General features: G+C 66.2%; 29 protein-coding genes, 1 tRNA gene and 1 pseudogene. 14 read left to right on the top strand and 17 right to left on the bottom strand.

Annotated features, from left to right (window positions below):
- Position 1: 1 nt before the first annotated feature.
- The 4 genes from BN1959_RS00150 to BN1959_RS00135 are packed head-to-tail and all read right to left on the bottom strand — an operon-like array spanning position 2 to position 4,150.
- A complete protein-coding gene (locus BN1959_RS00150; protein WP_053946712.1) occupies positions 2-1,894 on the bottom strand; it encodes a molybdopterin biosynthesis protein in 1,893 nt (630 codons plus the stop codon).
- Positions 1,891-3,129, bottom strand: a complete 1,239-nt coding sequence (locus tag BN1959_RS00145) for a molybdopterin molybdotransferase MoeA (protein ID WP_053946711.1) — start codon at positions 3,127-3,129, stop codon at positions 1,891-1,893. The genes BN1959_RS00150 and BN1959_RS00145 overlap by 4 nt, the downstream gene beginning before the upstream one ends.
- A 44-nt stretch (positions 3,130-3,173) precedes the next feature.
- Complete coding sequence (locus BN1959_RS00140) at positions 3,174-3,392, bottom strand: hypothetical protein (RefSeq protein WP_053946710.1); 219 nt, start codon at positions 3,390-3,392, stop codon at positions 3,174-3,176.
- Positions 3,389-4,150 carry a class I SAM-dependent methyltransferase gene (locus BN1959_RS00135; RefSeq protein ID WP_053946709.1) on the bottom strand — a complete coding sequence of 254 codons (762 nt, stop codon included), beginning with the start codon at positions 4,148-4,150 and terminating at the stop codon, positions 3,389-3,391. Before BN1959_RS00135 ends, BN1959_RS00140 begins: the two co-directional genes overlap by 4 nt.
- A gap of 107 nt (positions 4,151-4,257) precedes the next feature.
- On the opposite strand from BN1959_RS00135, the gene cmk reads away from it, so the two are divergent.
- The 9 genes from cmk (at position 4,258) to BN1959_RS00090 (ending at position 10,254) form a co-directional block, all read left to right on the top strand.
- A complete protein-coding gene (gene cmk / locus BN1959_RS00130) occupies positions 4,258-4,836 on the top strand; it encodes a (d)CMP kinase (RefSeq protein ID WP_053946708.1) in 579 nt (192 codons plus the stop codon).
- A gap of 2 nt (positions 4,837-4,838) precedes the next feature.
- Positions 4,839-5,735, top strand: a complete 897-nt coding sequence (locus BN1959_RS00125) for an RNA-guided pseudouridylation complex pseudouridine synthase subunit Cbf5 (RefSeq protein WP_053946707.1) — start codon at positions 4,839-4,841, stop codon at positions 5,733-5,735.
- A gap of 62 nt (positions 5,736-5,797) precedes the next feature.
- Positions 5,798-6,868, top strand: a complete 1,071-nt coding sequence (locus BN1959_RS00120; RefSeq protein WP_053946706.1) for a succinylglutamate desuccinylase/aspartoacylase family protein — start codon at positions 5,798-5,800, stop codon at positions 6,866-6,868.
- A 64-nt stretch (positions 6,869-6,932) separates the two neighbouring features.
- Positions 6,933-7,003 (top strand) — tRNA-Pro (locus BN1959_RS00115).
- A 69-nt stretch (positions 7,004-7,072) separates the two neighbouring features.
- Entirely contained in the window at positions 7,073-7,336 is a 264-nt protein-coding gene (locus tag BN1959_RS00110; RefSeq protein ID WP_053949283.1) for a DUF7563 family protein, read from the top strand.
- The gene (locus BN1959_RS00105) at positions 7,333-7,710 is read left to right on the top strand and encodes a hypothetical protein (RefSeq protein ID WP_053946705.1); all 378 of its coding nucleotides are present in this window, start codon (positions 7,333-7,335) and stop codon (positions 7,708-7,710) included. Before BN1959_RS00110 ends, BN1959_RS00105 begins: the two co-directional genes overlap by 4 nt.
- Positions 7,711-8,253, top strand: coding sequence for a hypothetical protein (locus BN1959_RS00100; RefSeq protein ID WP_053946704.1), 543 nt, complete (start codon positions 7,711-7,713; stop codon positions 8,251-8,253).
- Complete coding sequence (locus tag BN1959_RS00095; RefSeq protein ID WP_079978715.1) at positions 8,243-8,596, top strand: hypothetical protein; 354 nt, start codon at positions 8,243-8,245, stop codon at positions 8,594-8,596. Before BN1959_RS00100 ends, BN1959_RS00095 begins: the two co-directional genes overlap by 11 nt.
- Entirely contained in the window at positions 8,593-10,254 is a 1,662-nt protein-coding gene (locus BN1959_RS00090) for a DUF7845 domain-containing protein (RefSeq protein ID WP_053946702.1), read from the top strand. The genes BN1959_RS00095 and BN1959_RS00090 overlap by 4 nt, the downstream gene beginning before the upstream one ends.
- A gap of 316 nt (positions 10,255-10,570) precedes the next feature.
- Here the strand turns inward: BN1959_RS00090 and BN1959_RS00085 are convergent, their stop codons facing one another.
- The 7 genes from BN1959_RS00085 to BN1959_RS00055 all read right to left on the bottom strand — a co-directional run bounded on the left by BN1959_RS00085 (position 10,571) and on the right by BN1959_RS00055 (position 16,321).
- Positions 10,571-10,966, bottom strand: coding sequence for a hypothetical protein (locus tag BN1959_RS00085; protein ID WP_237560351.1), 396 nt, complete (start codon positions 10,964-10,966; stop codon positions 10,571-10,573).
- 157 nt (positions 10,967-11,123) lie between these two features.
- On the bottom strand, positions 11,124-12,302 hold the full coding sequence (locus tag BN1959_RS00080; RefSeq protein WP_053946700.1) for an ATP-binding protein: 1,179 nt from the start codon (positions 12,300-12,302) through the stop codon (positions 11,124-11,126).
- Positions 12,299-13,141 carry a hypothetical protein gene (locus BN1959_RS00075; RefSeq protein ID WP_154018197.1) on the bottom strand — a complete coding sequence of 281 codons (843 nt, stop codon included), beginning with the start codon at positions 13,139-13,141 and terminating at the stop codon, positions 12,299-12,301. Before BN1959_RS00075 ends, BN1959_RS00080 begins: the two co-directional genes overlap by 4 nt.
- Positions 13,138-13,737 (bottom strand): hypothetical protein, encoded by a 600-nt coding sequence (locus BN1959_RS00070; protein WP_154018196.1) that lies wholly within the window; start codon positions 13,735-13,737, stop codon positions 13,138-13,140. Before BN1959_RS00070 ends, BN1959_RS00075 begins: the two co-directional genes overlap by 4 nt.
- 24 nt (positions 13,738-13,761) lie before the next feature.
- Complete coding sequence (locus BN1959_RS00065; RefSeq protein ID WP_053946697.1) at positions 13,762-15,342, bottom strand: hypothetical protein; 1,581 nt, start codon at positions 15,340-15,342, stop codon at positions 13,762-13,764.
- Positions 15,342-15,893, bottom strand: a complete 552-nt coding sequence (locus BN1959_RS14565; protein WP_154018195.1) for a hypothetical protein — start codon at positions 15,891-15,893, stop codon at positions 15,342-15,344. The genes BN1959_RS00065 and BN1959_RS14565 overlap by 1 nt, the downstream gene beginning before the upstream one ends.
- A gap of 11 nt (positions 15,894-15,904) precedes the next feature.
- Positions 15,905-16,321, bottom strand: coding sequence for a hypothetical protein (locus tag BN1959_RS00055; RefSeq protein ID WP_053946695.1), 417 nt, complete (start codon positions 16,319-16,321; stop codon positions 15,905-15,907).
- A 115-nt stretch (positions 16,322-16,436) separates the two neighbouring features.
- Here BN1959_RS00055 and BN1959_RS00050 point away from each other — a divergent pair, with 115 nt between their 5' ends.
- A complete protein-coding gene (locus tag BN1959_RS00050; protein ID WP_053946694.1) occupies positions 16,437-16,700 on the top strand; it encodes a hypothetical protein in 264 nt (87 codons plus the stop codon).
- Between the two features lie 141 nt (positions 16,701-16,841).
- Complete coding sequence (locus tag BN1959_RS14560) at positions 16,842-17,243, top strand: hypothetical protein (RefSeq protein ID WP_161803735.1); 402 nt, start codon at positions 16,842-16,844, stop codon at positions 17,241-17,243.
- On the opposite strand, the gene BN1959_RS00045 is transcribed toward BN1959_RS14560, so the two are convergent.
- The 3 genes from BN1959_RS00045 to BN1959_RS00035 all read right to left on the bottom strand — a co-directional run bounded on the left by BN1959_RS00045 (position 17,244) and on the right by BN1959_RS00035 (position 19,441).
- On the bottom strand, positions 17,244-17,519 hold the full coding sequence (locus tag BN1959_RS00045) for a hypothetical protein (protein WP_053946693.1): 276 nt from the start codon (positions 17,517-17,519) through the stop codon (positions 17,244-17,246).
- Between the two features lie 236 nt (positions 17,520-17,755).
- Positions 17,756-19,114 carry a transglutaminase-like domain-containing protein gene (locus BN1959_RS00040; protein ID WP_053946692.1) on the bottom strand — a complete coding sequence of 453 codons (1,359 nt, stop codon included), beginning with the start codon at positions 19,112-19,114 and terminating at the stop codon, positions 17,756-17,758.
- 60 nt (positions 19,115-19,174) lie between these two features.
- Complete coding sequence (locus BN1959_RS00035) at positions 19,175-19,441, bottom strand: winged helix-turn-helix domain-containing protein (protein ID WP_053946691.1); 267 nt, start codon at positions 19,439-19,441, stop codon at positions 19,175-19,177.
- Positions 19,442-19,860: 419 nt separating this feature from the next.
- Here BN1959_RS00035 and BN1959_RS00030 point away from each other — a divergent pair, with 419 nt between their 5' ends.
- Positions 19,861-20,163: a hypothetical protein gene (locus BN1959_RS00030; protein ID WP_053946690.1), complete on the top strand. Its 303-nt coding sequence runs from the start codon at positions 19,861-19,863 to the stop codon at positions 20,161-20,163.
- A gap of 168 nt (positions 20,164-20,331) precedes the next feature.
- Positions 20,332-21,378 (top strand): tyrosine-type recombinase/integrase, encoded by a 1,047-nt coding sequence (locus BN1959_RS00025; protein ID WP_053946689.1) that lies wholly within the window; start codon positions 20,332-20,334, stop codon positions 21,376-21,378.
- Positions 21,379-21,530: 152 nt separating this feature from the next.
- On the opposite strand, the gene BN1959_RS00020 is transcribed toward BN1959_RS00025, so the two are convergent.
- From BN1959_RS00020 to BN1959_RS14260, 3 genes are all read right to left on the bottom strand, one after another.
- Positions 21,531-22,589, bottom strand: coding sequence for a sensor histidine kinase (locus BN1959_RS00020; protein WP_053946688.1), 1,059 nt, complete (start codon positions 22,587-22,589; stop codon positions 21,531-21,533).
- A 178-nt stretch (positions 22,590-22,767) separates the two neighbouring features.
- A complete protein-coding gene (locus tag BN1959_RS14925; protein ID WP_202594624.1) occupies positions 22,768-23,070 on the bottom strand; it encodes a hypothetical protein in 303 nt (100 codons plus the stop codon).
- Positions 23,071-23,343: 273 nt separating this feature from the next.
- A complete protein-coding gene (locus tag BN1959_RS14260; RefSeq protein ID WP_079978566.1) occupies positions 23,344-23,865 on the bottom strand; it encodes a DUF192 domain-containing protein in 522 nt (173 codons plus the stop codon).
- 78 nt (positions 23,866-23,943) lie between these two features.
- Between BN1959_RS14260 and BN1959_RS15175 the strand changes: the two are divergent.
- A pseudogene (locus BN1959_RS15175) lies at positions 23,944-24,495 on the top strand (DUF7097 family protein).
- The last annotated feature ends 48 nt before the right edge of the window (positions 24,496-24,543 follow it).

Here is a 24,543-nt window from a genome sequence, read left to right as displayed (position 1 = left end):
GTTACTCCGCGGGTTCGAACCCCGGCAGCGCCGCGAGCACCCCGTCGACCCCCGACAGCACCGCCTCGAGGTCCTGTACGCCCTGCTTTTCGACGCGCTCGGGGTTGGCCCGGACCCGGACTGTCTGGCTATCGACCGGGACGAACCCCAGCCCCAGCTTCTCGGCGGTCGCACGCAGCCCCAACCCGGCGTCGGCTTTCCCTGCGAGCACGCGCCGTGCGGGACTCTCGTGGGCCTTGAGCGTGAACCCGTAGCCGTCGATGGCCGACTGGAGATCCGCGGCGTCGGCGTCCCGCGCGGCCGCGAGTCGCTCCAGTTCGGCGTCGGCGCTCGCTCTGAGTCCCGTCGCCGTGTCGAGGTTGACGAGCCGCAGGTCGCCGTCGACTAGCGTTCCGAACCCCTCGACGCCGTCGGGGTTGCCCTCGGGCACGATCAGCCCCCACTCACGCTCCCACGCGCCGAGTTCGACCGACTCCACCTCCCGGCGGATCGGCCCGGCGACGACGGCGGCGTCGGGCAGCCCGTCACGCAGGCGGCGCAGCCCCTCACGAGAGCCGACGGGGAGGAACCGGCTCGACCCCAGCCGGTCGAGCAGCCGGGAGAACGCGGGGTCGTCCTCGCCGAACGCGAGCACCGACGGGGTGCGCACGTTCGGGGAGAACAGCGTCACCGTCACGTCCTCGCCCGCGGCGAGGTACTCGGTGTCGGCGTCGACCTCGACCACCCCGTCGGCCTCGACGAGGCTGGTGGTCGCGCCCGACCCCTTGTCGACGGGGTAGACCAGCGTCTCGCCGGCCTCGTTTTCGACGAGGCCCACGGGCATCAGCCGTGTGCGGCCCTCGCTGTAGCGTTCCTCCGCGGCGAGGGTCCCGTCGACGGTCGCCGTTCTGGGCTCGGGGACGCCGGCTGCCCGCCGGATCGCGGGCGCCACGAACGTCCGGAAGATGGTGAGCGCCGAGACGGGGTAGCCCGGCAGCCCGACGTAGGCGCTGTCCGCGAGCCGGCCGACGAGCATCGGCTTCCCGGGCTTGACCGAGACGCCGTGGAGCAGGAGATCGCCGCGTTCCTCGATCACACGGTAGATCACGTCGACCGCGGAGGCGGAGGTCGAGCCCGAGGAGAGCACCAGATCGCACTCTTCGGCGGCGGTCGTCAGCGCGTCCTCCATCGCGTTCATGTCGTCGCCGGCGTGGGGGTAGAGCGCCGCCTCGCCGCCGGCCTCCTCGACGCCGGCGGCGATCGTGTAGCTGTTCACGTCGTAGATCTGGCCGGCGTCGCTGTTCAGCGACTCGCCGGGCCGGACCAACTCGTCGCCGGTCGAGACGATGCCGACGGTCGGCTTTCCGCGGACCTCGATCTCGTCCCGGCCGAGCGCCGAGAGCAGGCCGATCTCGCGGGGCGTGAGTTCGGTGCCGGGGCCGAGCGCGCGCTGGCCGGCGGCGATGTCGGCGCCGGCGGGCATCACGTTGTCCCCGGGCGCGACCGAGGTGCGGATCTCGACGGTCTCAGTCCCGATCTCGTCGGTTCGCTCGACCATCACCACCGCGTCGGCGCCGTCGGGCAGCACCGCCCCGGTCGAGATCTCGACGGCCTCGCCGGCGTCGACGGCGACGTCCGGCTCGCTGCCGGCGTGGACTGTCCCCGTCAGATCGAGCGTCGCGGGATCGGCCTCGTCGGCGCCGAACGTATCGCTCGCCCGGACCGCGTAGCCGTCCATCGACGCCCGGTCGAACCCCGGCACGTCGAGGTCGGCGTCGACGCGTTCGGCGAGGGTTCGTCCCCTGGCTTCCGCGAGCGGGACGGTCTCTGTCTCGGGCTCGATATCCAGCGACGCGATGGCCTCGTGGGCCTTCGCCGGCTCGGTGAGGTCGCGGAACTGCTTGCGGTCGCTCATTGGCGGGCCTCCCAGTTCTGGACGGCGACGGTCTCGCCGGCGTCGATCCCCTCCGCGGCCTCGTCGACGACGACCCAGCCGTCGGCGAGCGCGACGCTCGACAGCACGCCCGAGCCCGACACCCGAGTCGGGACGGCGGCCGGCAGGGGTTCGTCCGGGCGCTCCTCCAGTCGAACGCGCGCGAACGTTCGCACGCCGGGCTCGCTCGCGATCTTCCGCTCCAGGCGCGCCTCGGTCGTCGGATGGGGCGACAGCGGGGCGTCCATCGCGCGCTTGATCGCGGGGTGCAGGAACTGCACGGCGTTGACGATCGTCGCGACGGGGTAGCCCGGCAGCATCAGCACGGGCGTTCCCTCACAGACCGCGAAACCGAACGGGTGGCCGGGCTTGAGCGCGACGCCGTGGACGACGATCTCGCCGAGCTCCTCCAGCACCTCGGGCAGCAGGTCGCGTTCACCCACGGAGGAGCCCCCGGAGGTGACGACGAGCTCGCCGTCGAGTCCCGAGCGGATCGCCGCCTTCAGCGCCTCCTCGTCGTCTTCGACGACGTCGAGTTCGGTGGCGTTGCCCCCCCAGCGCTCGACGAACCGCGCGACAGTGAGCCCGTTCGTCTCGATCGTCTCGCCCGGGCCCGGGTCGGCTTGGACGAGCTCGTCGCCGGTCGGGATCACCGTCACTTCGGGCTTCTCGAACACCGGGACCTCGGTGACGCCGACGGACTTCAGCAACCCCAGATCCGAGGGCCGCAGGACGTGACCGGGGTCGTAGAGGTGCTGGCCTTCCTCGACGTCCTCGCCGGCGGCGGCGACGTTCTCCCCCTCGGCGACGGCGTCGAACATTTCGACCTCGTCGGCGATCGGTTCGACCTGCTCGATCATCACCACGGCGTCGGCGCCCGCCGGGAGCGCGCTTCCGGTGTGGACCCGGATGGCTTCGCCGGGTCCCACGGTGCCTTCTGTCGGTTCCTCGTCGACTTCGCGCAGGACCTCGGGCGAGCGGTCCGAGGCGCCGAACGTGTCGCCGGCCCGGACCGCGTAGCCGTCCATCGCCGCCTCCGGCGCCGAGGGGACGCTCGCGGGCGCGGCCATCGTCGCCGCGAGCGTGCGTCCGTCGGCCTCGGCGAGCGGGACCTCCTCCGCACGGCCGTGGGGGTCGAGGGCGTCTCTGAGCGCGGCGAGCGCGTCGTCGACCCGGGTTCGCTGCTTGAAGCCGGACTGCTTCCGGTCGGTACTCATTGGCGGGGATTACGCGCCCGTGGTGAAAAAGGGGCCCACACGCGTCACGAGTCGAGTGTGAGGAGCGCGACACCGCCGACTGCGGCGAGCAGGGCCGCGCCCCGAACCACGCCCGGAACGAGACAGTCCGAAACCGCGCTTGCTGGGCCTCTCCCGCAGACGATCCGCCACAGGATCGACCGGCCCAGAAGCATCGTCGCCGCCTCGGCGACGCCGAACAGCACGGGTGCGGTACCGAGTGCCCGTCGGGTGGCGGGAGTCACACGCGAAATCCTTCCCGGAGCGATGTCGGCGTTTCGCCGGCGAGCGACTCGGGCAGCGCCATCGCGACGCTGTACATCCGTCCCTCGTCGCTGCTACCCGTGGTCTTCGCCAACCGTTCGGCCTCGGTGATCAACTGCTGGCCGAGCGACTCGGGCAGCGACTCGGCGTGTCCGCGGACCTCCGCGGTGTGCGCCGTGAGGTGGCCCTCGGTCCACGGCACCGGTTCGAGGATCGCCCGCGTGCGGTCGTGCGTCCAGCCGTGCCCGCCGAACAGCCGACGCAAGCCGTCCGCGGGGTAGAACGTCAGCGCCGCGCGGGCGTTCGCCAGCTCGGCCGCGGCGTTCTCGACGGCGAACAGCTGTCGGACCGGGGATTCGGGCGGCATCGGGTCGTAGTCGTCGACGACCAGCGTCGCGCCCGGCGCGGCGACGCGAGTGAGTTCGGCGGCGATCGGCGCCGCGGCGTCGTTCGCGAGGACGTTGAACAGCGCGTGGCAGGTGATCACGTCGACGGCATCGTCCGGAAGCGGGATCTCCCGCAGGTCAGCCTCGATCAGTTCCACGCAGTCGTCGCCCGCGAACCGCTCGCGGACGCCGTCGGCGTGGTCCGCGCGGTCCGTGATCGCGGAGACGTGCGCGGCGCCGGCGTCGAGCAGCCCGGCGGTCGCGTTGCCGACGCCCGCACCGGCTTCGAGGCAGCGCTTCCCGGCGATATCGCGGTCGGCGAGGGCGGTCGAGACGGAGTCGGGAACCTCCATACTCGCCGGTCGGCGGCGCGGCGGAAAGCGCTGACGGCGCGTGACTGCCTCCCACGACGACGAGCGCGAACGGCAACGATTTTGCCCCTCTACGCGCGAGTAGCGCTATGTTACTCACCGTCTCCGGCCCGCCGGGCAGCGGGAAGAGCACGAACGCCGAACTCCTCGCCGAGCGCTTCGACCTCGAACACATCTCCGGCGGCGACATCTTCCGCCAGCTCGCCGACGAGCGGGGCCACACCACCGTCGAGTTCAACGAGCTCGCTGAGGAGGAGGAGCAGATCGACAAGGATCTCGACCGGCGGCTGCGCACCATCGCCGCCTCCCGGGACGACGTGCTGCTCGAGTCTCGGCTCGCGGGCTGGCTCGCGGCCGAACACGCGGATCTGCGGTTCTGGCTCGACGCCCCGCTTTCCGTCCGCGCCGAGCGCATCGCCGACCGCGAGGACAAGACCGTCGCCGAGGCCCGCGCGACGACCGAGCGCCGCGAGCGGAGTGAGGCCAAGCGCTACGCCGACCTCTACGACATCGACATCCACGACCTCTCGATCTACGACGCCGCGATCAACACCGCGCGCTGGGGGGAGGCGGTCGTCCCCGACATGCTCACCGCCGCGATCGAGCGCTACGACCCCGAACAGGACGAGGGGAAAGAGCCCGTCGAGGGCGTCCGCTACGAGTTCTGACTGTGACCGACCCGCTCCGCGATCCGCCGGGCGAGCGCGCCGTCGAGGACCTGCTCTCCTTCGGCGTCGTCAACCTCGACAAGCCCGCCGGCCCCTCGGCCCACCAGGTGGCGGCGTGGGTCCGGGACCTCGCGGGCGTCGACCGGGCGGCCCACGCGGGCACGCTCGACCCGAAAGTGACGGGCTGTCTGCCGACGATGCTCGGCGACGCGACCCGGCTCGCACCCGTGTTCCTCGAAGGCGGGAAGGAGTACATCGCGGTCCTCGAACTCCACGGGCTCCCGCCGACGGACATCGAGGCTACCCTCGCGGAGTTCGAGACCGAGATCTACCAGAAGCCGCCCCGAAAGAGTGCGGTCGCTCGCCGGCTGCGATCCCGAGAGATCTACGAGCTCGACCTGCTGGAGCTGGACGACCGACAGGCGCTCCTCCGGGTTCGCTGTGAGAGCGGCACGTACATCCGGAAGCTCTGTCACGACCTCGGACTGGCACTGGGCACCGGCGGACACATGGGCGACCTCCGCCGCACCGCGACCGGCCCGTTCGACGACACCGACCTCCGGACGCTCCACGACCTCGCGGACGGGCTCGCGTGGGCGCGCGAAGACGATCACGAAGCGTTCCTCCGTGAGGTTGTCTCTCCCGCCGAGCGCGCGATGGAACACCTGCCCGCGATCACGATCGCCCGCAGCGCGGCCACCTCGGTCGCCGACGGCGCGCCCGTCTACGCGCCGGGCGTCGTCGGGACCGACGACGCCGCGGCCGCCCTCGACCCCGGCGACGACGACCTGCTCGCGTGCTACACGCCCGACGGCAGCGCGGTCTGTCTCGGAAAGCTGGTCGGCGACCCCGCGGCCGAGTCGGGGGAAGTGGTGTCGCTCGAACGCGTGCTGGTCTGAGAGTCCCGGCAAGCTCCCGGCCCGGACCGTAGCTTCTTGCTCGCGCGCGCCGGACGCCGGGCATGGACATCGGCACCGCGAGCGCGGCGCCCGGCGAACTGGCACGCGGCCACCTCGAACTCACCGACCTCCCGACCGGAGTCCCCGAGCGACTGCCCGTGATCGTCGCGAACGGAGCAGAAGAGGGGCCGACGCTGTGGATCACCGGCGGCGTCCACGGCGACGAGGCCACCGGCGTCGCGGTCACGCAGGACACCATGCGCGAGGACCTGCCCCAGCGCATCTCGGGCGCGGTCGTCGCCGTCCCGGTGATCAACCCCGCGGGGCTGCGCCGGAACGCACGGACCTCCTACTACGGCGACGACGACCCGAACCGGAAGTTCCCCGACCCCGAGAGCGAGTCCTCGACGCCACCGGAGGTGCAGGAACGGATCGACGAGCGCCTCTACGACACGATCGTCGGCTCCGCGGACGCGCTGATCGACAACCACACTGCGAGCGTGAACTCCCAGCCGTTCGTGATCCGGGACCGCGTGCTGTTCGGTGAGCGCCGGACTGAGGCCGAAGCCGAGGCGCTGGCGGACGAGCTCGAAGCGCTCGTTGAGGCGACGGGGCTGCCGGTGGTGACGGAGTACCCCGCCGAAGAGTACGTCGACAAGGGGCTCCAGCGCTCGACAGCCGGCGCGGTCTGTAACGGCGCCGGCATCCCGGCGTTCACGACCGAGCTCGGCGGGCACAGCGTCGTCACCGAGTCGGCCCGGGCGGCGGGCGTCGCCGCCGCCTACGGCGTGATGGACGAACTCGGGATGCTCGAGGCGTGGCCGGAGGCGGTCGGGGAGCCCGGGGTGTACGAGGCGCCCGTCGACTTCCCGGTGCGGCGGTTCCGCGGCCCCCGGATGGAGACGGCCGGGCTCCTGCGCCACCGTGTCGAGGCCGGCGACGCCGTCGAGGCGGGCGAGGTCGTCGCGGACGTGGTGAGCGCGGCCGGCGAACAACTGGACACGGTCGAGGCCGAGCACGACGGCTACGTGCTCGGTCGCAAAGAGGGGCTGGCGGCCTACGAGGGCGACGCGGTGCTCAGTATGGCGGTTCGGGACGACGGCGCGCTGGTGGCGCCGCGGGACGCGGAGTAGGGTTCCCGCGGCGGAGGGAACGAAGCGAAGTGCTTAACTGCCGGACGGCGCTGTCTCTACGTGCGGGACCGTAGGGTAGTGGTATCCTCTGCCGATGGGGTCGGTAGGACCTGAGTTCGAATCTCGGCGGTCCCATCACTTTTCCGAGACGTTCCATGGGGCACAGCGGAAGTGCCGCCCGACGGCGGCCGAACGGGGGTCGCTATGACGCCTCTCGAATACGAGGCGTCCCATTCGGACTGCCGATTCTGCGGCGCTCACGTCAGTACCGACTTCCGGCGCACCTTCGGCGACGAGCAGAACGTCGCCCACCGCTGCCTCTCCTGCGACAGCCGCCCGCGGGTCCAAGCGGGCAGCGCCGCGGGCGTCAGCGTCGACTACCCGGACCCGGCCGAGCAGGAGTTTCGGAACCGCGGGCCGCGGGTCGCGGCTACTGACGGCGGTGTTTCGGGAGGTGGCGGCCGGTGAGCCTCGAAAGCGAGCAGCCGGCTCTCGCCCGCGCCCGCAGCTTCTTCCGCGGCGCGCTGCCGATCGACCCGGACGGCTACTCGAAGGTTCGTGTTCCCGTCGACGCCGTATGCTGTGGGTGCGGTGAGGTTCACGTCAAGAACGAGCCCGTCCACGACCCGCGAAACATCGGATCGTTCCAGCAGGCGTGCAAGGTCTGCGGGACCGTCGAGTGGCACAACACCGTGAGCCGGCTCGACGGGATCGCCGACTCCGTGGTGTTCGTCCGCGCCGCTCGGCTCGAGCTCCACGACGCCGCCAACGGCGAAGAGCCGGACGCCGAGGTGCTCGAGGCAGGGATCCGCGAAGCGAAGAACGCCGAGGAGGTGATCTAGATGTCCACCGACTCGCCGCCACTCGCCGCGGCGAAAGCGATCGGGACCGACGTGGAGCGGTTGATCTGCGACGCGCTCCCGCTCGAGGCGGTCACTCACGGCGACGCCCACCACGACGCCGAGGTGTCCGGGCTGCTCGCCCCCGCGACCGTCGACGCGCCGTTTTCGGTCGTCTTCGCCGGGGTGCCTCTGGTGGAGCACGGCAGCCACCTCGAGATCAAGGCGTGCAAGCGGCGCACCTCCGACGGGTCGCGGAGTCGGTCCGGACGGTGGAACTTCAAGGGTCGCGACGACGGCCAGCACAGCGTTCTACTGGATCGCGGGGGCTACTACGCGCTCGCGGTCTACGACGACGACGGGACCGCGGCAGCTCGCCGCGTGCTCGCCGTCGCGATCGCGCCGGCGACGGTCGTGGACTCGCTGCTCGCCGATCGCTGGCTGAGTGTCGACCGGACCGAGGGCACCATGTCGCGGCTCCCGTGGTCGCTTACGTCGCTGGCTCCCGCCGTCGAAGAAGCCGGAGGTGGTCCTCGTGCCGAGTGATCGAGACACCGCCGGACTACACCGATCCCTCGGCGTCGACCGTCGCGATCGGTGGGCGTGGCTGGCCGCGGTCGCTCTGTTCGTGCTCGGCGACGTAGCGACCACCGCGGTCGGTCTCAATATCGGCGCCGTCGAGTCGAACCCGGTAGCGCTGGCGGCGATCGGCGCGCTTGGGCTGTGGCCGGCGATGCTGCTGCTGAAAGCGACCGTACTCGGCTTGGTCGGCCTCCTGTGGGCGTGCTCGCCGGAGCAGTTCCGCGCTGTCGTCCCCGCGACGCTCGCGGTTTGGGGTGCGGCCGTCGTCTCGATCAACAGCTACGTGGTCGGGGTGGTGCTCGCGTGAAGTCGACCGAACCCGCGTGGCACGAGTTCGCTCTACAGCTCAACTACGCCGGCTCGCTCGAGGCACACTTCGGCGCTGCCCGGATCGTCGATCAGTCCGGCGGGTCACGGGTCACGGAGTTCACCGCCAGCGGCGAGCGGTGGACGGCGAAACTCTACTACCAAGAGTCCGGAATCTGCGACCCCGGCGACGTACTGCCGACCGGGACCGCGTGGGAGTTCGACGGCGTTCGTGAGCACCGGATCGCGATCCAGCGCCACGGCGAGGAGGATCCGGTGGGCGAGCAGAAGCTGAATGCCCACATCCGCCCGCGCTGGGACGGTATGCGCGTCGAGCAGTCCGACGGCAGCCGCCGGAAGCTGGACGTGCCGTTTCGCGAGGGCGTGAACGTCGTGCTCTCCGGGTCGAACGTCGACGCACAGCGGTATCAGCCGCTCCTCCGCGGCGCGGCCACCGCGCTGGGGCTGAATCCCGGCCACTTCCGCGACCCCCACGACTCGAGTACGGTCCGCGACGGCGAGCGGTACGTTCGAGTTCACTGCGACGCCAGCGGTCCGATCCACGCTCGGGACGGCCCGATCGCCCAGATGGGCCACCTCCTCGAGAACGACCGTTCCGGGTACCGGAAGGTCGTTCAGAACGACGATAACGACCACGGCGAGAACCTCCCCGGCTACTATCACACCGTCACGCTCGGCCCCTCGCGAGTTCGTGAGGCGTTTCCCGAGCACACCGTTCCCGTCGAGATCAAGCACTACTACGCCCGAGAGGCGCTGTCGCGGTCGAAAGACGACCCTCTCCGCCACCCGAAGCTCGGCGTGAGCTATCAGGTGAGCCGATGGGACGGGTCGGTCGGTGTCACCCCCGACGAACTCGCGGACCTTGAACGCGAGCTCGACCGGACGCTCCGCGCCGTGCTCGAGGATGCTGGCGTGACCATGACCCCGGGCGCTGGCGGTGGGCCGTTCGTCGAGGATGCGTACTTCGACGCCGACCTCACCGAGCTCGAGGAGAGCGAGCAGCCGCCGAAGCTGAACCTCACCCGGATTCGGAACGAGCAGGAGAGCATCGTGATCCGGCAGTTGATGGCCAACGGCGGGCTGTCCGAAGTCGAAGAAGAAGCCCTCGGGACGCTGGTGACGGACGGCGGGAAAGTGAGCCCGGCCGACATCGCCGAGGAGCACAGCCGCCACGTCGGATCGGTCCGGCGTGCGCTCCGGCGGATCGACGACATGGTTGAGCGCGAGTACGGCAGCGTTTCGCTCCGGTCTCCACACGTCGCGGAGATGGTTCACGACGCCGTTCAGCAGTTCCGGGAGGCAAGCCGCAGCGTTACCGAAGCCGCCGGGCAGGCGCTCCTCTCGGCCGAGCGTGGGCTGTCTGACGCCACCTCCGCGCTGATGACGTGGTGCGCGAAGCACGGCGTCGACGTGGACAACCGCGGCGAGGCGATCGAGGCGATCCGGCTGGGTGAGATCGACAGCGACCGCCGCCGCCCCGGTGATCCGCTCCGTGGTGTTCGCTGGGAGCTCCGTGAGGGTTTGAAGCGTTGGCTCGAGTCCGGTCGCGACCGTGAGGCGTTCGCGAACGCGACCGTTCGCTGGCGCGAGGAGGATCGCGGTCGCCGGAGCCTCCCCGCCTCCGCGATCCTCAGGTAGCGTAGTCCCCTCCGGACGGGCCGGTACGCGGTCCGTCCGGAGTAGTGGCAACTCTCTCAAACACCCCCTATATCGGCCGATATTCGGCCGTTTCCGCCCGGACCTTGTTTTCAGGTGGAGATTTGCGGCCCTTCCGAGCCGGCGCTGCGGCCGGCGGCCGCGGGTCGAACCAAACCCGGGGGGTTCGGTTCTCCCTTAGGCGTGTGGCTAAGGCCACCAATCCAAGGGACCACCGCCGTACAGCGCCGCGCCGCAGGCGAAGCCAAGGCGCGAAGCGCCGCCCGCCCCCTGTGGGCGCGCGAAAAATTTTGGACCCCTACGAGAAGATCCGCGCGGGAGGTATCTTCGCTTGATTCCCCTTCGGGTGATCGCCCGCGCCGCCGAACCGAACGCGAAGCGATCGCGCCGCTATCGTCCTCGAGCGGAGCACGTCGATCCCCCGACCGACCGGCCGATACAGCACGAACGCATAGAACCCGTCCTCCCGCCGAAGCTTCCGATGCTGCGCCTCCCACAGCCGGAACCGAGTTGCGTTTCTCGAGTCCATCGCCGCTTTCACGTCGCCCGGACGATCGCCCCGCCGGGCGTCGTGCCAGTCGTCGCGCTCGAGCTCCAAGCCGTAGCGATCCGCGGCCCACTTCTCCGCGAGCGACCCGTACCGAGCAGCGTTGCTCGAGCGATTCACCCCCGAACACCCCGGCTTTTGACCCATGACCACGGCCCTTCTCGCGCGATCGGCAGTTTTCGACCAAAACCGCGGGTCGGTCCCCCCGTATGTCCGGCGCACCCGCGCCCAGCGCACCCGTCAATAGATAGGTATGGGCGGTGGGGGGTGTGCCCGTGGACGGACACCGCGGACACCGACGCCCTCATGCAGAACCACCTTCCCCGCTGTCCACGGGTTCCGACACAAGCTCCCGGTGCTGTCCATCGCGCCACTCGCGCACTCTGTCGGCTACCCAGCCCTTCCCGTAGTCCACGAGTCCGCGCCCGTCCTTGCTGATTTCCCGATAGCTCATGCCGCCGTCGTCGTCCCACGGTTGGTAAGCGTTGATCGCCGTCCGAGCCTGTGCGTTCCAGTCCGCCGACTCCGCGGCTTCGTCCGGGTCCACGTCGTCGCCGTCGTCGCCGTCCTCGTGCAGCGTGATCCGGAACTCGCTCGCTTCGTGCTCGCTGTACCGCTCCCGAGTGTCGGTGACTCCCTGATAGGTTGTTTCCTCCGCGGTGTTGAGATCGTCCTGTCCGCCCTCGCTCTCGATGAACCGGACCGTGCTCGGATCGTCCCGGCTCGGCTTCTCGAGGCAGAACGTCGCCAGTCGCCGGAACGCCGCCGCCGTTCGCTTCCGCGTGTGGTTGACCATGAGCACCGAACCGCGCTTCGCGTGGGGGCCGTGGTCGCCCTCCTTCTTCCGGATGAACGTCAGCGCGTTGGCGAACGCTTCCGCCTTGTTCGATTCGGTGCCGTATCCCGAGAGTTCCTGCGCCGTCTCGTCGATCACGCAGAGAACCGGCCCCTCGTACTCCGCCATCGCCTCGAGCATCGCCATGTCGGAGTTTACCACCGCGTCGGCTCCCTCCCAGTCCGTGTTTGCGAGGATCAGCCCGCCGGTCCGCGCGCCCCACGCCCGCGCCACGTCCACCGTGAGCGCTGTCTTCCCCGCGCCCGGCGGCCCCAGAACCAGCCCGATCGCCCCCTCGTTGGTGAGGGACTGGGCGGCGCGACCGATCAAGTCCTGCCCGTCGCCCTGCTGGTTCGTCAGCCCGACCATGCCTTGCAGCTGTGAAACGTTCCCGTCGCGGAACGCCCGGTCCGTCGTCTTCGTCGCCGCGCTCGAGAGGATTTCACGCCCCAGCGCCGTCTCGAGGAACGATTCGTCTTCGGTCCGCCACAGCGAACAGTAGTAGTTCAGTAGATCGAGCGTTTCCGGGTCGTCTACCAGCCCGGCAAACTCCCGGATGTACTCGTTCTTCTTCCCCGCGAGTTCGTCCCGCAGGAACTCGCGCCCTTGGGCCGCCGCGTAGACCGACGAATCGCCGCGGCTACTCATCGTTCGGTCCCTCCGTCAGTCGCCGCGGCTTGATCGTACTCCGGGAGCGGGTCGAACTCCTCCCCATCCTCGAACACTTGGAAGTCCATCTCGGTGCCGTGATCCTCGAGCGGGTCCGACTCCTCCTCTCCGTCGTGAGTCAGGTGGTCCGGCTGCACCTCCTCCGGGAGGATCTTGTCGATTATCTGCTCGTAGCTGTCTCCGTCGTTCAGGGACGGCGCGACCACACCCTGCAGCGCCGCGTTGTAGTCCTTCGCCCGGCGCTTGTCCAGCTTCCGGAGCATCCCGCCGATGTTCCGTTTGATGTATTCTCCCTCTCGAGCGGCCCGCTCGTATTCATCCCTCAACTCGCGGATGTTCTTCATGGCCTTCTTCGGCGTCGGTTCGGCCAGCATCTCCGAAGCCGTCTTCGCCGCCGGAGTTCCGCGCCAGTTCGCTACGCTCGTGTTCGTGCTCGGGTTGTAGATCCGAACCTCGTGGGCGTCCTTGGCTGATTTCGTCCACGGGTAGAGCTCACCTTCGACTACGTTCATCTCCTCCCATGCCGGATCGTTCAGCTCCCAGATCTCTCCTCCCTGTTCGTCGCCGCCTTCCATAGCGACCACGTAATGCCCGTCCGGGTCCGGGATTAGCTTCGCTATCTTCCCGCCGACTACCCACGCGACCGCGCCGGCACCGCCCGCGACTACCACGGGGAACGGCCACCACGCCGGTATCTCCGGGATCGACAGCCCCGGCGCATATCCTTGGCTCGAGAGGACTACGTAGCCGACTCCTACGATTATCAGCGTTCGGAGGTTGTCGAACACTCCTTCCGTTATCGTTTCTCTGAGACTCATACGATTCTCTCCGATTTGGGTTCGTCCTCGTCCTCGAGCGCTTCCTTCCCTCGCTTGTAGCTCAGTCCCCCCGCGCCGACCGCCGCACCGAGCCCCCCGAGCATCGCTGTCTGTAGCTTGATCGACGTACCGCCGACGTCCACGCTATCGGTCCGGATTAGCGCCGCCGCTTCGCTCGAGGCCACGGCTATCGCATACGCACCGTCGAACTCCTCCGCCGCGTAGGTCATGGTCATGCCGTCCGTAACTGTCGCTCCGCGCGTCGGGATCTCGGTGATTCCCGCGCCGCTCCCGGTCGTCATCGCTCCCATCATCGCGCCCGTGTCGGTGATTTTGACGGCTGAGGGATAATCCGCGCCGAAGGTGATTCTGAACTCGTTGTTCTCAAACTCCCACGACTTGATCCGCACAGGCCCCAGTTCTACCGCTACGGTGTCCGATTCTGTCTCCGTGCTCGAGGTGCTCGGTGGCGTCGGTGATTCCTGCCCGGCTGCGGACCCCGCGCCCGCCAGCCCCGCGGCCCCTGCGAGCGTCGTTAGGATGGTTCTCCGCGCGATTCCTTCGCCGTTGGCTCCTGATTCTGTGTTCTCGGTCATGGTCAAGAAAAATTAGGGGTGGCGTTAGTACTCGGTGTAGATCTTCCCGATAATCAGTCCCGCCACAACGACGACCCCCACGGCCGCCCCGACTGAAACTCCGAGGAATTGAGCCAGCGCATTAAGCGCTCCCTCGCCGGACCCTGTGCCAACGGGTCCGCTTGTTGCCTGTGCCTTCCGCTCCTCTAACTCGAGCTGTAGTTGTCGGATCTGTTCCTGTCGTTCGGAGTAATTCTCCGCTGCGTTCGTCGTGTCGTAAGTTAGGCTAATTGTATCCGCTGTCTGGATCTCTCCCCCATCTTTGCCGGTGATTTTGCTTACCGTGAAGGGTTGATCCAGCTCCATCACCTCGCCGGTATCACCGGCGACGGCGAACAGTTGGAGCCCGTCCACCGTTGCCGGATCATACGTCGTGTTGGACTGCCAGCCATCGGCCGGCGCACTCTGGGAGAGCAACAGTCCGGTGTAACTCGTTCCGTTCATCTCCACCGTCATGCTCCCCACGTTCTCGAGCGATGGGGTTTCCATCCCGCTGTAAGCCGCGATCGCCAAGGCGCGGACATAGCTATCCGATCCGTTGTAGTCCTGCGCGTACTCCTGTGCGAGTGTCGCCGGGGAGATGTGGTCCGAGATGTTCCCATCCTCCGCGGCTGGCGCTAAGGACTGATTGATGTAGACCGCGGCTTCTGTCTTAGTCTGTTGGGATTTGTTTTCAATACTCTCCCATGTGTTAAGATAATCCGCTATAGGAATAGCTGTTGTAGATGTGAGATTTTCCGTGGTATCCACAACCACATACACCCCAGTAGTCGCGCCCCCCGCGTCGATATATGGATCGTTTGATGGGTTGTAAATTATATCGAGGAAAGAGGCGTCCCCCTCGGCAGCGCTATCTTTTATCGGTATTTGTTTCAGGGACACACCTGTCCCATTCAATACTGAGACATCCTCTGTCGGTGCATCAACAGCGCGGATTTTGTTATCATCTCGGGGGGAGACAGACCCGATAACTGATAGTTTAACAAAGTTATCAGATACCCCCGTTGTGTTAGCTGCTCTTTGATCGAGAGCTACGACCGTCTCAACACCGACATTCCATTCATCTACCAAGTTAAGTTGTTTAACTGCGTAAAAATTCTCAATACTCTCGTTAGCAGCTTGCTGAGCCTCTGAGACGGTCCCGCCGTTTGCGAGGGTCTCGACCGCGGCGGCCTCCGCTCGACTAAACGCGATCGTCTCGCTGTTTGTGAGACCGTTGTTGATCGCGTCGAGATAAGCTGTGTTGCTGGCGGAGAGTTGCCCCGCCCTCGCGTGGATTTCCGCTTTCGTCTCGGCCGCGTCGGTGGCGTTCCACTCCTCAGAGATTTCATCCTTCACATACTCCGCCGAACATGGGTTAGACTCCTTCTCACCGCCAAACAGGTTGAAATTCCCCACATTTGCGAAGTCGTACAGGATAGCATCCCACGCGGAACACTCCTCGGTATCGGCCGCCTGTGCGATGGCTGTCCCGGCCGGCGAGGGAGCGACCCCCACCCCGACCGCAGAACCAACCACCAGCAGAGTCAGCAGCAGGGAAAACGCCCGCTCGCCGGCCGAGGCCATCAGGACGACCTCCCGACGAGCAAGAGCGCGCCCGCCGCCACGACGATCACGCCGATCCCCATGCCTCCCTCGAACAGATCGCCGCCGAGATCGCCGCCGATCAGTCCGCCGCCGGCAACCTTAGCGACCTTCCCGACCTCCGCGGTCGCGTTCGTGCTCTCGAGGTTCGGAGCTGTGACCTTGACCCGGAAAGAGTTGTACGTCGAAACGTCCACGTTCGACCGTTCGACCAGTCGCTCCTCTCCGGCAGTCAGGCTGATGTTTCTCGTTTCTAACTCCGTTTCTGTCCCGTCCGAGATCCCGACGAACGTTACCTCGAGATCCACGCTTGAGCTCGAGCCCGCCGTGAGATCCGCGTAAACGCTCCGGGTATCGTTCCCCACCGACACCGTGGAGTTCGCTACCACAGCATCCCCCCCGGATGCGGTGGGGGTTGCTGTCGGTGTTTCTGTGCTCGTTTGTGCTACCGCTCCGCCAGTCGCTCCGGCGATCATCCCGACGACGACCGCCACCAGAAGCGCCGCCGACCCGATCTTCCGCAGTTTGCTCATCATCCACCACCTCAGTAGAGCCACCCGAGGGTAATCTGGCTCGAGGCCACCAGCCCGATGTAGGCCACGCCCCAGAGATCCGACCCGGTAACGAAGTCGGCCACCTGCGGGACGAACACCCACGCCACCAACAGCCCGCCGGCAGCGAGAACTGTGTACCCGTACATATCGTCTAGCGAACTATCCAGCAGTTTCCGCGGTCCGCCCGCGGTCAGGAGATCGGTGTGATCGTTCGTCACGATCGTCCCCACGAACGTCCCGACCGCCACGACCCACGCGAGAGTCGTGGTGTTGCCAAGGAATGTGAAACTGTCCGACAGGGAGAAGCCGAAAGCCGAAATTTCGGCAATCCCAACCATCACGGCCGCCGAAAACATACCGAGAACCAGCATCCCGATGTCTTCGGGGTCGTAGCTTTTGGTACTCATGCTACAACCGCCCCCCGACGACGGGGTTCCGTAATACCTCGGCTCAGCGAGGGGGAAGCCAGCCCAAGGCTGGCTCGGGCGTAGTTTTATCACGGGTGATGGTCAGCGGCCGACCATGCAGAAGCTCAGAACCGACGGTAGTTCCGGACTGGTCACCATCCCGCGCGCGTTCCTCGAGAAGGACGGCGTGCTCGACGACGGCGAGGTTCCCGACGAGCAGCAGGTCGACGTGGAGCGGCTCGGCGAGCGCGCGTACCTGGTCCGCGTCGCCGAGGACGGCAGCCTTCCGGACCCGCAGGAGTGTGAGGTGGTCGAACGGCTGGCGGCTCAGCGGATTCTGAACGAGGATGCGTTCGGTCGGCAGCAGCGGGCGGACTAGACATAGAGTTATCAGGAAGTAGCCAATACTGACGGTAGGATGCTTCAGACTCTTAGTGCGGTTGGTACCGTTCTAATCCTCATTTTCACTGGGCTCACCTTCTGGTATCAGGTCTGTCGGACGCCCCGTTCAGATGTTGAGATGAACCTAATCGAAAGAGAAGAATATTCGACAGAACACGGCAGAGTTGCTTTTCACCCTCTCCATGTCCAGTTCTCTAACCGTGGTGAGATGGATGCGATTGTAGATTCTGTTGGTGTCTCGCTCGAGTTGATCGACTTATCGACCGGAGAAACGTTTGAACTCCCGGAAGAAGCAGAATTCAGTGCCGGAATAAGTAGGAAGCATATCGGCGAGAGTGGTACTCTGACCGCCGGATCTACTGATAAGGTTGGCACCAAATTCAACGTGAGGGAGGTGGATAAACTCCCGCAAGAAATTGAGGTTAACGCATCCTACGATGCTGAAATTCGTGATAACCAGAGAGTCTACAACCGATCTTCCTCTGGATCGTTCCGGTTCATCATCGAGAGAGACGAGTGACTACTTCTCCCCGACTCCCCATTCCGTTTCGTACTCGAGCGGCAGTTCCTCGGTGCTCAGAATCTCCGCGATCTCCTCGCCGGTGAGGCTCCCGCGGTTCTCGGCGGCGCGGAGCAGCTCCTCGAGCGCGCCGGTCGGCATCGCCGTAGTCCCGCCGGCCATGCGGAGGTAGTGCTTCGCGGCTACGTCGAGCGCGCCCGACGTAGTGCTCTCGCCGGTCGCTTCCTGCAGGTGCTCCCACCGTCGCTTCCGTTCGTCGGTGCTCTGGATTCGCATTCGGTTTTGCACATCCGACCGGCTGACGTAGTTCTATCGGGTAGCTGAATCGGGTCATGGTCATAAACGGGGGTCGTCGACGGCCGCGATCGCCCGGATCGGCGGCGTGATCGAGCCGGCGCGACGGTCGGTTTTGCACATGGGCCGTGCGAGACGGTGTGCAAAATCGGGGAGGGTCGGTTTCTCGAGCCGCGACCCCACGCGGTCGCAATAGAACCGTATTTCTCGGGGGGATCTCAGTTGCTCGGACTGCGGTAGTCGGAAGTGTGCATATCGTGGGTCGATCCATCGAGGAGCACGCCGACCCGCGCCCGGAGTGGGCGATCATCCGGAGGCATGAGACTCATGTTCAGCGTCGTCGACCTCTCGGGATCCAGGTTCGGGAGGGTCTGTCGATCCGAGGCGACGACGTTTCCGCTCTTGTCGTGGAACTCCATCTGAATGGCACCGTTGGTGGCTGTCGACGTGCCAACGTTCCCGACCTCTATCTCGCTGTTCACGCCGCCCTCGCTGTCAACCGTAACGGCGTAGCTGAATACGAGAACGGGGTAGTCCTGGACCTGCACAAGTTCCGCAGGAACGTCTTTGACACTCTCTGGTGCCTCACCGACGTTCCACCCCTCCCCGGTCGTTTCGAGGTAGTAGTACCGGGTTTCGTCCTTCTCGTAGTACGTGCCCTCGATCGATTCTTCACCGGCGACGCCGACGGCCATATGGTTGGCTTCCGGCATGAGTAACAACACGACCCCATACCCGAGTTGCCTCAGCATCGCGGCCATCAAGATACACGTATCCTCGCAGTCGCCGCCACGATCGACCAGCGTCTCGACTGGGTACTTCGGGTACTCGTTGTATCCCGTCGCAGGCTTATCCTGCGTATACTTCATTCCCTGAACGATCGCGACGGCGTGGTCAACGATCTGCCGTGCGCTGAGGTCGTTTCTCTCGCCGTAGTCCTCGAGAGCGTCCGTTATCGATTGGATATACGCCCGATCATACCTGTCTGCGACGTAGGCACCGTACTCGGGTGTCCTGAGCCTCTCTTTGTAGTACTTGTAGAGGTTCGACGGAACGTCCAGAGTAAAGGTAGTCTGCGTCCCATGAGCGGACTGTTTGAACTCTCGGGAGTACGTCTTCTCACTCTGCTCATTCGGGAACGTCTTCCCGGAGAGTCCTGTGAGGAATGCGGGGAGTGAAGGCTGTTCTTTGCTCCCGACTGTGTGGGAGCCGAGCAGCTGGGAGCCAGCACTTGCGCTTAGAGATGTACCGAGCTTCGCAGTTCCATAGTTGGTACCCTCACCTGCGATCTTGTGGGTGCCGCTGCTGGTTATCTTGGTCACTTGGTCACCGCTCAGGGTCGTGATCGAGACGCTATCCGACCCGCGCATTTCGATGGTGACCGTTACCGCGTACTGTTCTCCGGTGAGCCATGCTTCCTCCCAGGAGACCTTCGCCGGAACAGGGGTCTGTGTCGACTCGTTCTGAGCAGGCCTTTCTGTAGTACGCTGGGAGTCATTATTCGGATCAACTTGGTCCAAGCAGCCAGCGAGGGTGGAGGTAGCCGCAGCGGCGACAACGAAGTTCCGTCGTTTCATCTCTCGACCTATTGGATAAACAGGCCAAATGTAAATCCACCGACCAGATTTTCAGGAAACTCAATCTTCCAATTCTTTGAGGCTCAGGTTTCCGTCGAGAAACGCTTGTCCCCTGTCGGTGATCGAGTAATAAGGGTGTCCTCCCTCCCGATCGGCCTCTACGAGCCCGTGTTCTTCGAGAGTACTCAGCCTCTCACTCGTGTACCCGCGACTTAGCCCGACGTTTCGAGCGACGTTGCTGGGCGTCAACTCGAGCATCTTCGGCGGAGCCAGAAGCTGAAGGATGGACTGGTCAGCAGCCTTCATCCAGTCCACTCTCCTGTACATTCGCGTATTATGGGGTCCATACAGCGTAAAGCAGGTTCGGAGGGACTTCAATACTGACGAATACGTAATCCATAGATTACGAACTCGTGGGGTAGATTTATCTTCTCCCCGTTCCTGGCGCTGAGGTAACGGAAGCTCGTCGCGGACCCGTCGCTCGCCGATGGGTCCCTGTCAGAACGATGCGGACCCCGCTGTTGGAGCCAGCGGGTCCGCGTGGGCTTCCGTGAGAGAGCACGGAAACCATGCTGAAGGAACGAACGCGGGGGCTTGAATCTCCCGCACGACAGGAGGCATCGAATCCATCCGGAACACCGATCGGAACATCCGAAATCGACTGTAGTCTGGCGGTTTCCCCACTTCCGGAACCATTCGGAACACCCCGGCCGACCGTTATGGGTCGGACGTTCGCAGGGACGGATATGGCGTCGAAAGGCAAGACGGCTGAAGGAATCGTTGTCTACCGAACCGTCCAGAAGTCGCCGGGGATGCTGGGTCGAACGGTCGGCCCGCTGTTCTCGACGAAGGAGGAAGCGATGGCGGTCGCGGAGGAGTTCGCGGAGCACGGACTGAACGCGGCGCCGACGGAGTGGGAGATCGTCGACGACGCCCGCGGGACGGTGGAGATGGTGCCGGCGTCGACGCGGCACACGCTGGCGGTCGAGCCGGTGACGGTCCACGAGTCGGCTGGGGAAGTGACGCCGACGCAGGGAGGGGGTGAGTGAGCATGTCGGAGGCGGTCATCGGCGCGCGACATCCCGACACCTGCGAGATGCCGGATTGCTCGAGCCGAGAGGAGCTGGTGGCGTGCCGTGACCCGCAGGGGAACGAGATTCTGGCCTGTCCGGGCTGCCGATCGGACTGGCCGAATCAGCTTCGCGTCGTGGGGTCAGATGGATAGTCAGGAGCTGCGGCGCGATCCCCGGGACGACCTTCGCCCGATCACTCCCCGGAAGGCGTTCGAGGAGTGGCTCGGCTACGTTCGGTCGAACACCTCCGGAGACACGGCGAACTCGTACGAGCGACGGGTCGAGCTGTTCGTTTCGTGGTGCGAGTCGGAGGGGATGCTGAACCTGAACAACGTCGACGGCCGCGACATCAAGGAGTACCGCGACTACCGCGACCCGGCGGTGAACCGGACCACGATGAAGAACGAACTCCGGACGGTCCGGCAGTTCTTGGAGTACGGGGTCGCGCTCGAGGCGGTGGAACCGGCGTTGGTGGAGAAGATCGGCCACCACATCCCGTCGCTGACGAAGGGCGAGGAGTCGAGTGACTTGACCATCAGCCGGGAGCGGGTGATGGCGATTCTGGCTCACCTCGACAAGTATCGCTACGCGACGCGTGACCACGCGTTGTTTCTGACGTTGTGGGACACGGGAGCCCGGATTTCTGGCGTTCAGGCGCTCGATGTTGACGACTTCGACGCGGAGGACGGGACGGTGACGTTCGTTAGTCGGCCGGAGTCGGAGACGCGGCTGAAGAACGGCCAGAACGGGGAGCGGATGAACGTGCTCGACGAGAAGACCGTCGACGTTCTCCGCGACTACATTCGGGAGCACCGGAAGAAGCGGACTGACGAGTTCGGTCGGGAACCGCTGTTTACGACGAAGTTCGGTCGGCCCACGTCGTCGACGATCCGCCGGACCACGTATACTCTCACGCAGCCCTGTTCGCGGGGTGGCTGTCCGCACGGCGAGGAGCCGGAGGCCTGCCTGTACCGCGAGCACGGCCACGAGAGCAAGTGTCCTTCGAGCTTGAGTCCGCACCCGATCCGGACGGGCCGGATCACGGACTTGCGGAACCGGGGTGTTCGGATTGCGCACGTCGCGGGGCGCGTCGACGCGATGCCGGACACGATTCGAGCGTACTACGATAAGCCCGACCTTGGCGAGGATCTCGCTCGGCGTCGGGGCCCAATAGCGAACACAGGACTATGACTCAGACGGCAGTTTCAACAGTCAACGGTTGGTGTATTGTACGAGAAGGCGTGGGTTAGCCCCTCGGCGGTCCCACTTCTTCGAGTCGATCAATAGGGCACAGCGGTAGTGCTGGCTGCCGAGCGTCGACACCCGGCGTAGCACCTCACCGCCTACCCCGCTTCCGGGAGCGTTATCCGCACGGTCGTCCCCTGCGGACTGCCCGCCACCAGGTCGAGCGTCCCGTCCGACACCTTGACCGTCCAGTAGATGATCCACAGCCCTAGCCCCTGGGTGTGGTTGAGCGGCGTCTCCTTCTGGCCCTCGATCGCTTCGACGTCGAACTTGGGGATCCCCTTTCCCGTATCGCAGATCTCCACCACCGCCTTCCCGTCCCGACCCCGGCGGACGCGGGCAGTGATCGAGGTACCCTCGGGGGTGTGCTCGATCGCGTTCTCGAGCGCTTCTCTGATCGCTCTCGGGAGGGCAGAGTGGCAGTTCACGCGGCAGTCTGCCTCGAACTCCGTCGCGATCTCGACGCCCGGGTACTCTTCCCGGATCCGCGCGATCTGCCCTTCGAGCACTGTCGCGAGGTCGAACTCTACCGTCCGATCGTTCTCCCAGATCGAGACGATCTCCCGCGTCCGGTCGGTGGTCGTGAGCAGCCGCTGGAGATGCTTCTCGATCATCCGGACGTCCCGTTCGGTCTCCGCGGACCGATCAGCCGCCTCGATGTTCCTGAGATACCCCAACGAAACCGAGAGCTCGTTCCGGAGGTTGTGCCGGAGCACGCGCTGATTGATCGTGAGGAGATTCGCGAGGTCCCGGGCCTCGTCGAGCCGTTCCTCGGACTCGATCGCGTACAGCCCGCCGCGGACGCCGACCGCCGCTCCGAGGCTGCTCGCAAACGAGACGAGAAAGGACAGCTCCGTCTGATCGCCTTCGAGTGACCAGATCAGCCAGATCGAGAGCGCCAACAGCGCGAACGACACCATCACCCCCACTCCCACCCAGACCGTTTGCCACTGTCCCCGCTTCGAGATCGGCCGGTCCGCCAGCTGATAGCCGGTCACGAGAACGAGCCCCGACATGCTGCAGATGATGAACGATTCGAGCGCCGTCCCCAGCCCCTCCCCCTCCGTGAGGAGGTGAACGACCCCCAGCCCGAAACAGAGGATCCCCAGCGAGTAGACGCCGTGTTTCGGCTGGATCCCGAGGAATGAGAACGCCACGGCTCCTATATGAGAACTGTACGCATAGTACTTGGCTTATTTCTGTTTTCCAACAAATGTATAAATCCCTGAGTAGACGATCGCTACCGCCATTTCGACGTTCCGTGCTCGTGACCTCAGCCGGAGCGCGGTCCCCCGCTCCCGGGAGCCGACGCCCGTCGAACGCCCTCCCGTTCGACTACTCCGAACGGTAGAACCCCGAATCGGTCACTCTCTCCGGCGACGCCTCCCGCACTCGCTCCACCTTCGACGGGCTCCGGTTCCGAACCACCAGCACGTCGTACGCGTTGTCGGCTGCGATCCCGCCGCCGACGCTGCTGACCGACACCGTGAGGTGGCCGGCGTTCTCGCTGCCGATCACCACCATCGACGCGTCCTCCTCGCGGGCGACCTCCCGGACACGCTTGGAGATGGTGCCCGCGGAGGCGTACTGCCCCACGATGTCGTATCGGTACCGGGCGTCGGGCGCGAGTGCGGCCACCTGCTTTTCGAGCCGCTCGGTGATCGCGTCGAGCTCGAACTCGCCGTCGTCGATCCCAGCCCGCCTCCCGGGCGTACTCGCGGTTCCCGTTCGGCACGATGGTCACGGCGACGACGCCCTCCTCGAACACGGCGTCGAGCGCTGTCGCCCGGACGAGTGCAGCCTCCGCGAGCTCCGAACCGTCGAACGGCACGACGAGGGTCATACTGTCACCTTGGGCTGGACAGTTGAAGAAACTGTTCGATCGTCGTGCTGGCGGTTCATACGCCGAAATTATCGAAGGTGAGTGCCACAGGCAGACGACGATTTATCGGTCGGCGTAGGCGTTCTCACCCTCGACGGTCGAGCGCCCGCCGAGCTGTTTCGATCGTAGTCGGTCGCCGTCTCTCGACCTGTCACGCTAACGACCTCGACCGTGTCGCCGGGTTCGACGCCGTCGGCGGCGCCGGCCGGGAGTTCGACGACCGTGTCGGCGAGCCCGCGGCGAGCCCGCGGAACGGTCGCAGGCGTTCGACTTTCACCACCTCGTCGTCGATCAGCCAGAGCACGTCGAGCGGTTTCGAACACGAAGAAGGTGTGAATCGTCCGGCTCGCCGGCTCGTCGAACGGGAACGCCAGCGCGTACCCCTCGGGGATCGAGCGACGGAACATCAGCCCCAGTGACTGGGCCAGCGGCCCCTCCGCCAACTCCACGTCGTCGGCGAGCAGCCGCGTCTCGACGCCGTCGACTTCCGCTTCGTCGGCCGTCGGTGGGTCCCTCCCGCCGTCGCGGGTGGTGGACGAGTCGCACGCCACCCGCTCCCGCCGCCGCCCTACTAAGCGTTCCGTCGTCCGGGACCGAGCGTTCAAGGCCGAGCGTGCCCCATCGCGGCTATGGAGGAGACGCCCGAGGGACGCCGGTCCGGCCGTCGACGACCCCTACGCGGTCGCCGGGCGCTGTGACCACCTCACGAGCGACGGTCGCTGTCGGTACGCGCTGGATCACGCCGAGGCCGACCCCGAGTTCGCGACTGAGCGCCGGGGCGAGGGTACGCCTGCGTCGTCGCCGACACCGAGGCGGCGGCGACCGACGGCGAGTCCCCGGACTGGTCGCGCTGCCCGCACTATCGCTCGACGACGGACGCTAAGCAGTGCGCGCGCTGCGGGCTCGAAGAGGTCCGGCTGGCTCACGACGAGAGCGCGCGGCCGCTGATCGAGGAGCACCACCTCTCCTACGGAACCGCGGCAAGGACGCCGCCGACACCGTCCACGAGATCACGGTCGGCCCTCTGTCGCTGGTGTCACACCAAGGTCCACCGCTCGTTCGCTCGGATCGACGACGACGCCAACCCGGACCCGGAGGCGATCGCCGAACGCGAACGCCGCCGCGGCGAGGAACTCTCCGAGATGGGGTTCCAGTCGGCCAGCGAGCGCCGCGAAGAGTGACCGCCGCCGGCGTAAATCACGCCGTGCTCGGGCCCGTCGGTCCGGCTA

This window comes from Halolamina sediminis (assembly GCF_001282785.1).
Taxonomy (GTDB): domain Archaea; phylum Halobacteriota; class Halobacteria; order Halobacteriales; family Haloferacaceae; genus Halolamina; species Halolamina sediminis.
This window is presented reverse-complemented; position numbering and strand designations above follow the sequence as displayed.

Coding starts and splice junctions, on each gene's coding strand:
- BN1959_RS00150 (WP_053946712.1), bottom strand. CDS start 1,894: ATGAGCGACCGCAAGCAGTTCCGCGACCTCACCGAGCCGGCGAAGGCC.
- BN1959_RS00145 (WP_053946711.1), bottom strand. CDS start 3,129: ATGAGTACCGACCGGAAGCAGTCCGGCTTCAAGCAGCGAACCCGGGTC.
- BN1959_RS00135 (WP_053946709.1), bottom strand. CDS start 4,150: ATGGAGGTTCCCGACTCCGTCTCGACCGCCCTCGCCGACCGCGATATC.
- cmk (WP_053946708.1), top strand. CDS start 4,258: ATGTTACTCACCGTCTCCGGCCCGCCGGGCAGCGGGAAGAGCACGAAC.
- BN1959_RS00120 (WP_053946706.1), top strand. CDS start 5,798: ATGGACATCGGCACCGCGAGCGCGGCGCCCGGCGAACTGGCACGCGGC.
- BN1959_RS00110 (WP_053949283.1), top strand. CDS start 7,073: ATGACGCCTCTCGAATACGAGGCGTCCCATTCGGACTGCCGATTCTGC.
- BN1959_RS00100 (WP_053946704.1), top strand. CDS start 7,711: ATGTCCACCGACTCGCCGCCACTCGCCGCGGCGAAAGCGATCGGGACC.
- BN1959_RS00085 (WP_237560351.1), bottom strand. CDS start 10,966: ATGGGTCAAAAGCCGGGGTGTTCGGGGGTGAATCGCTCGAGCAACGCT.
- BN1959_RS00080 (WP_053946700.1), bottom strand. CDS start 12,302: ATGAGTAGCCGCGGCGATTCGTCGGTCTACGCGGCGGCCCAAGGGCGC.
- BN1959_RS00075 (WP_154018197.1), bottom strand. CDS start 13,141: ATGAGTCTCAGAGAAACGATAACGGAAGGAGTGTTCGACAACCTCCGA.
- BN1959_RS00070 (WP_154018196.1), bottom strand. CDS start 13,737: ATGACCGAGAACACAGAATCAGGAGCCAACGGCGAAGGAATCGCGCGG.
- BN1959_RS00065 (WP_053946697.1), bottom strand. CDS start 15,342: ATGGCCTCGGCCGGCGAGCGGGCGTTTTCCCTGCTGCTGACTCTGCTG.
- BN1959_RS14565 (WP_154018195.1), bottom strand. CDS start 15,893: ATGAGCAAACTGCGGAAGATCGGGTCGGCGGCGCTTCTGGTGGCGGTC.
- BN1959_RS00055 (WP_053946695.1), bottom strand. CDS start 16,321: ATGAGTACCAAAAGCTACGACCCCGAAGACATCGGGATGCTGGTTCTC.
- BN1959_RS00050 (WP_053946694.1), top strand. CDS start 16,437: ATGCAGAAGCTCAGAACCGACGGTAGTTCCGGACTGGTCACCATCCCG.
- BN1959_RS14560 (WP_161803735.1), top strand. CDS start 16,842: ATGAACCTAATCGAAAGAGAAGAATATTCGACAGAACACGGCAGAGTT.
- BN1959_RS00045 (WP_053946693.1), bottom strand. CDS start 17,519: ATGCGAATCCAGAGCACCGACGAACGGAAGCGACGGTGGGAGCACCTG.
- BN1959_RS00040 (WP_053946692.1), bottom strand. CDS start 19,114: ATGAAACGACGGAACTTCGTTGTCGCCGCTGCGGCTACCTCCACCCTC.
- BN1959_RS00035 (WP_053946691.1), bottom strand. CDS start 19,441: ATGTACAGGAGAGTGGACTGGATGAAGGCTGCTGACCAGTCCATCCTT.
- BN1959_RS00030 (WP_053946690.1), top strand. CDS start 19,861: ATGGCGTCGAAAGGCAAGACGGCTGAAGGAATCGTTGTCTACCGAACC.
- BN1959_RS00025 (WP_053946689.1), top strand. CDS start 20,332: ATGGATAGTCAGGAGCTGCGGCGCGATCCCCGGGACGACCTTCGCCCG.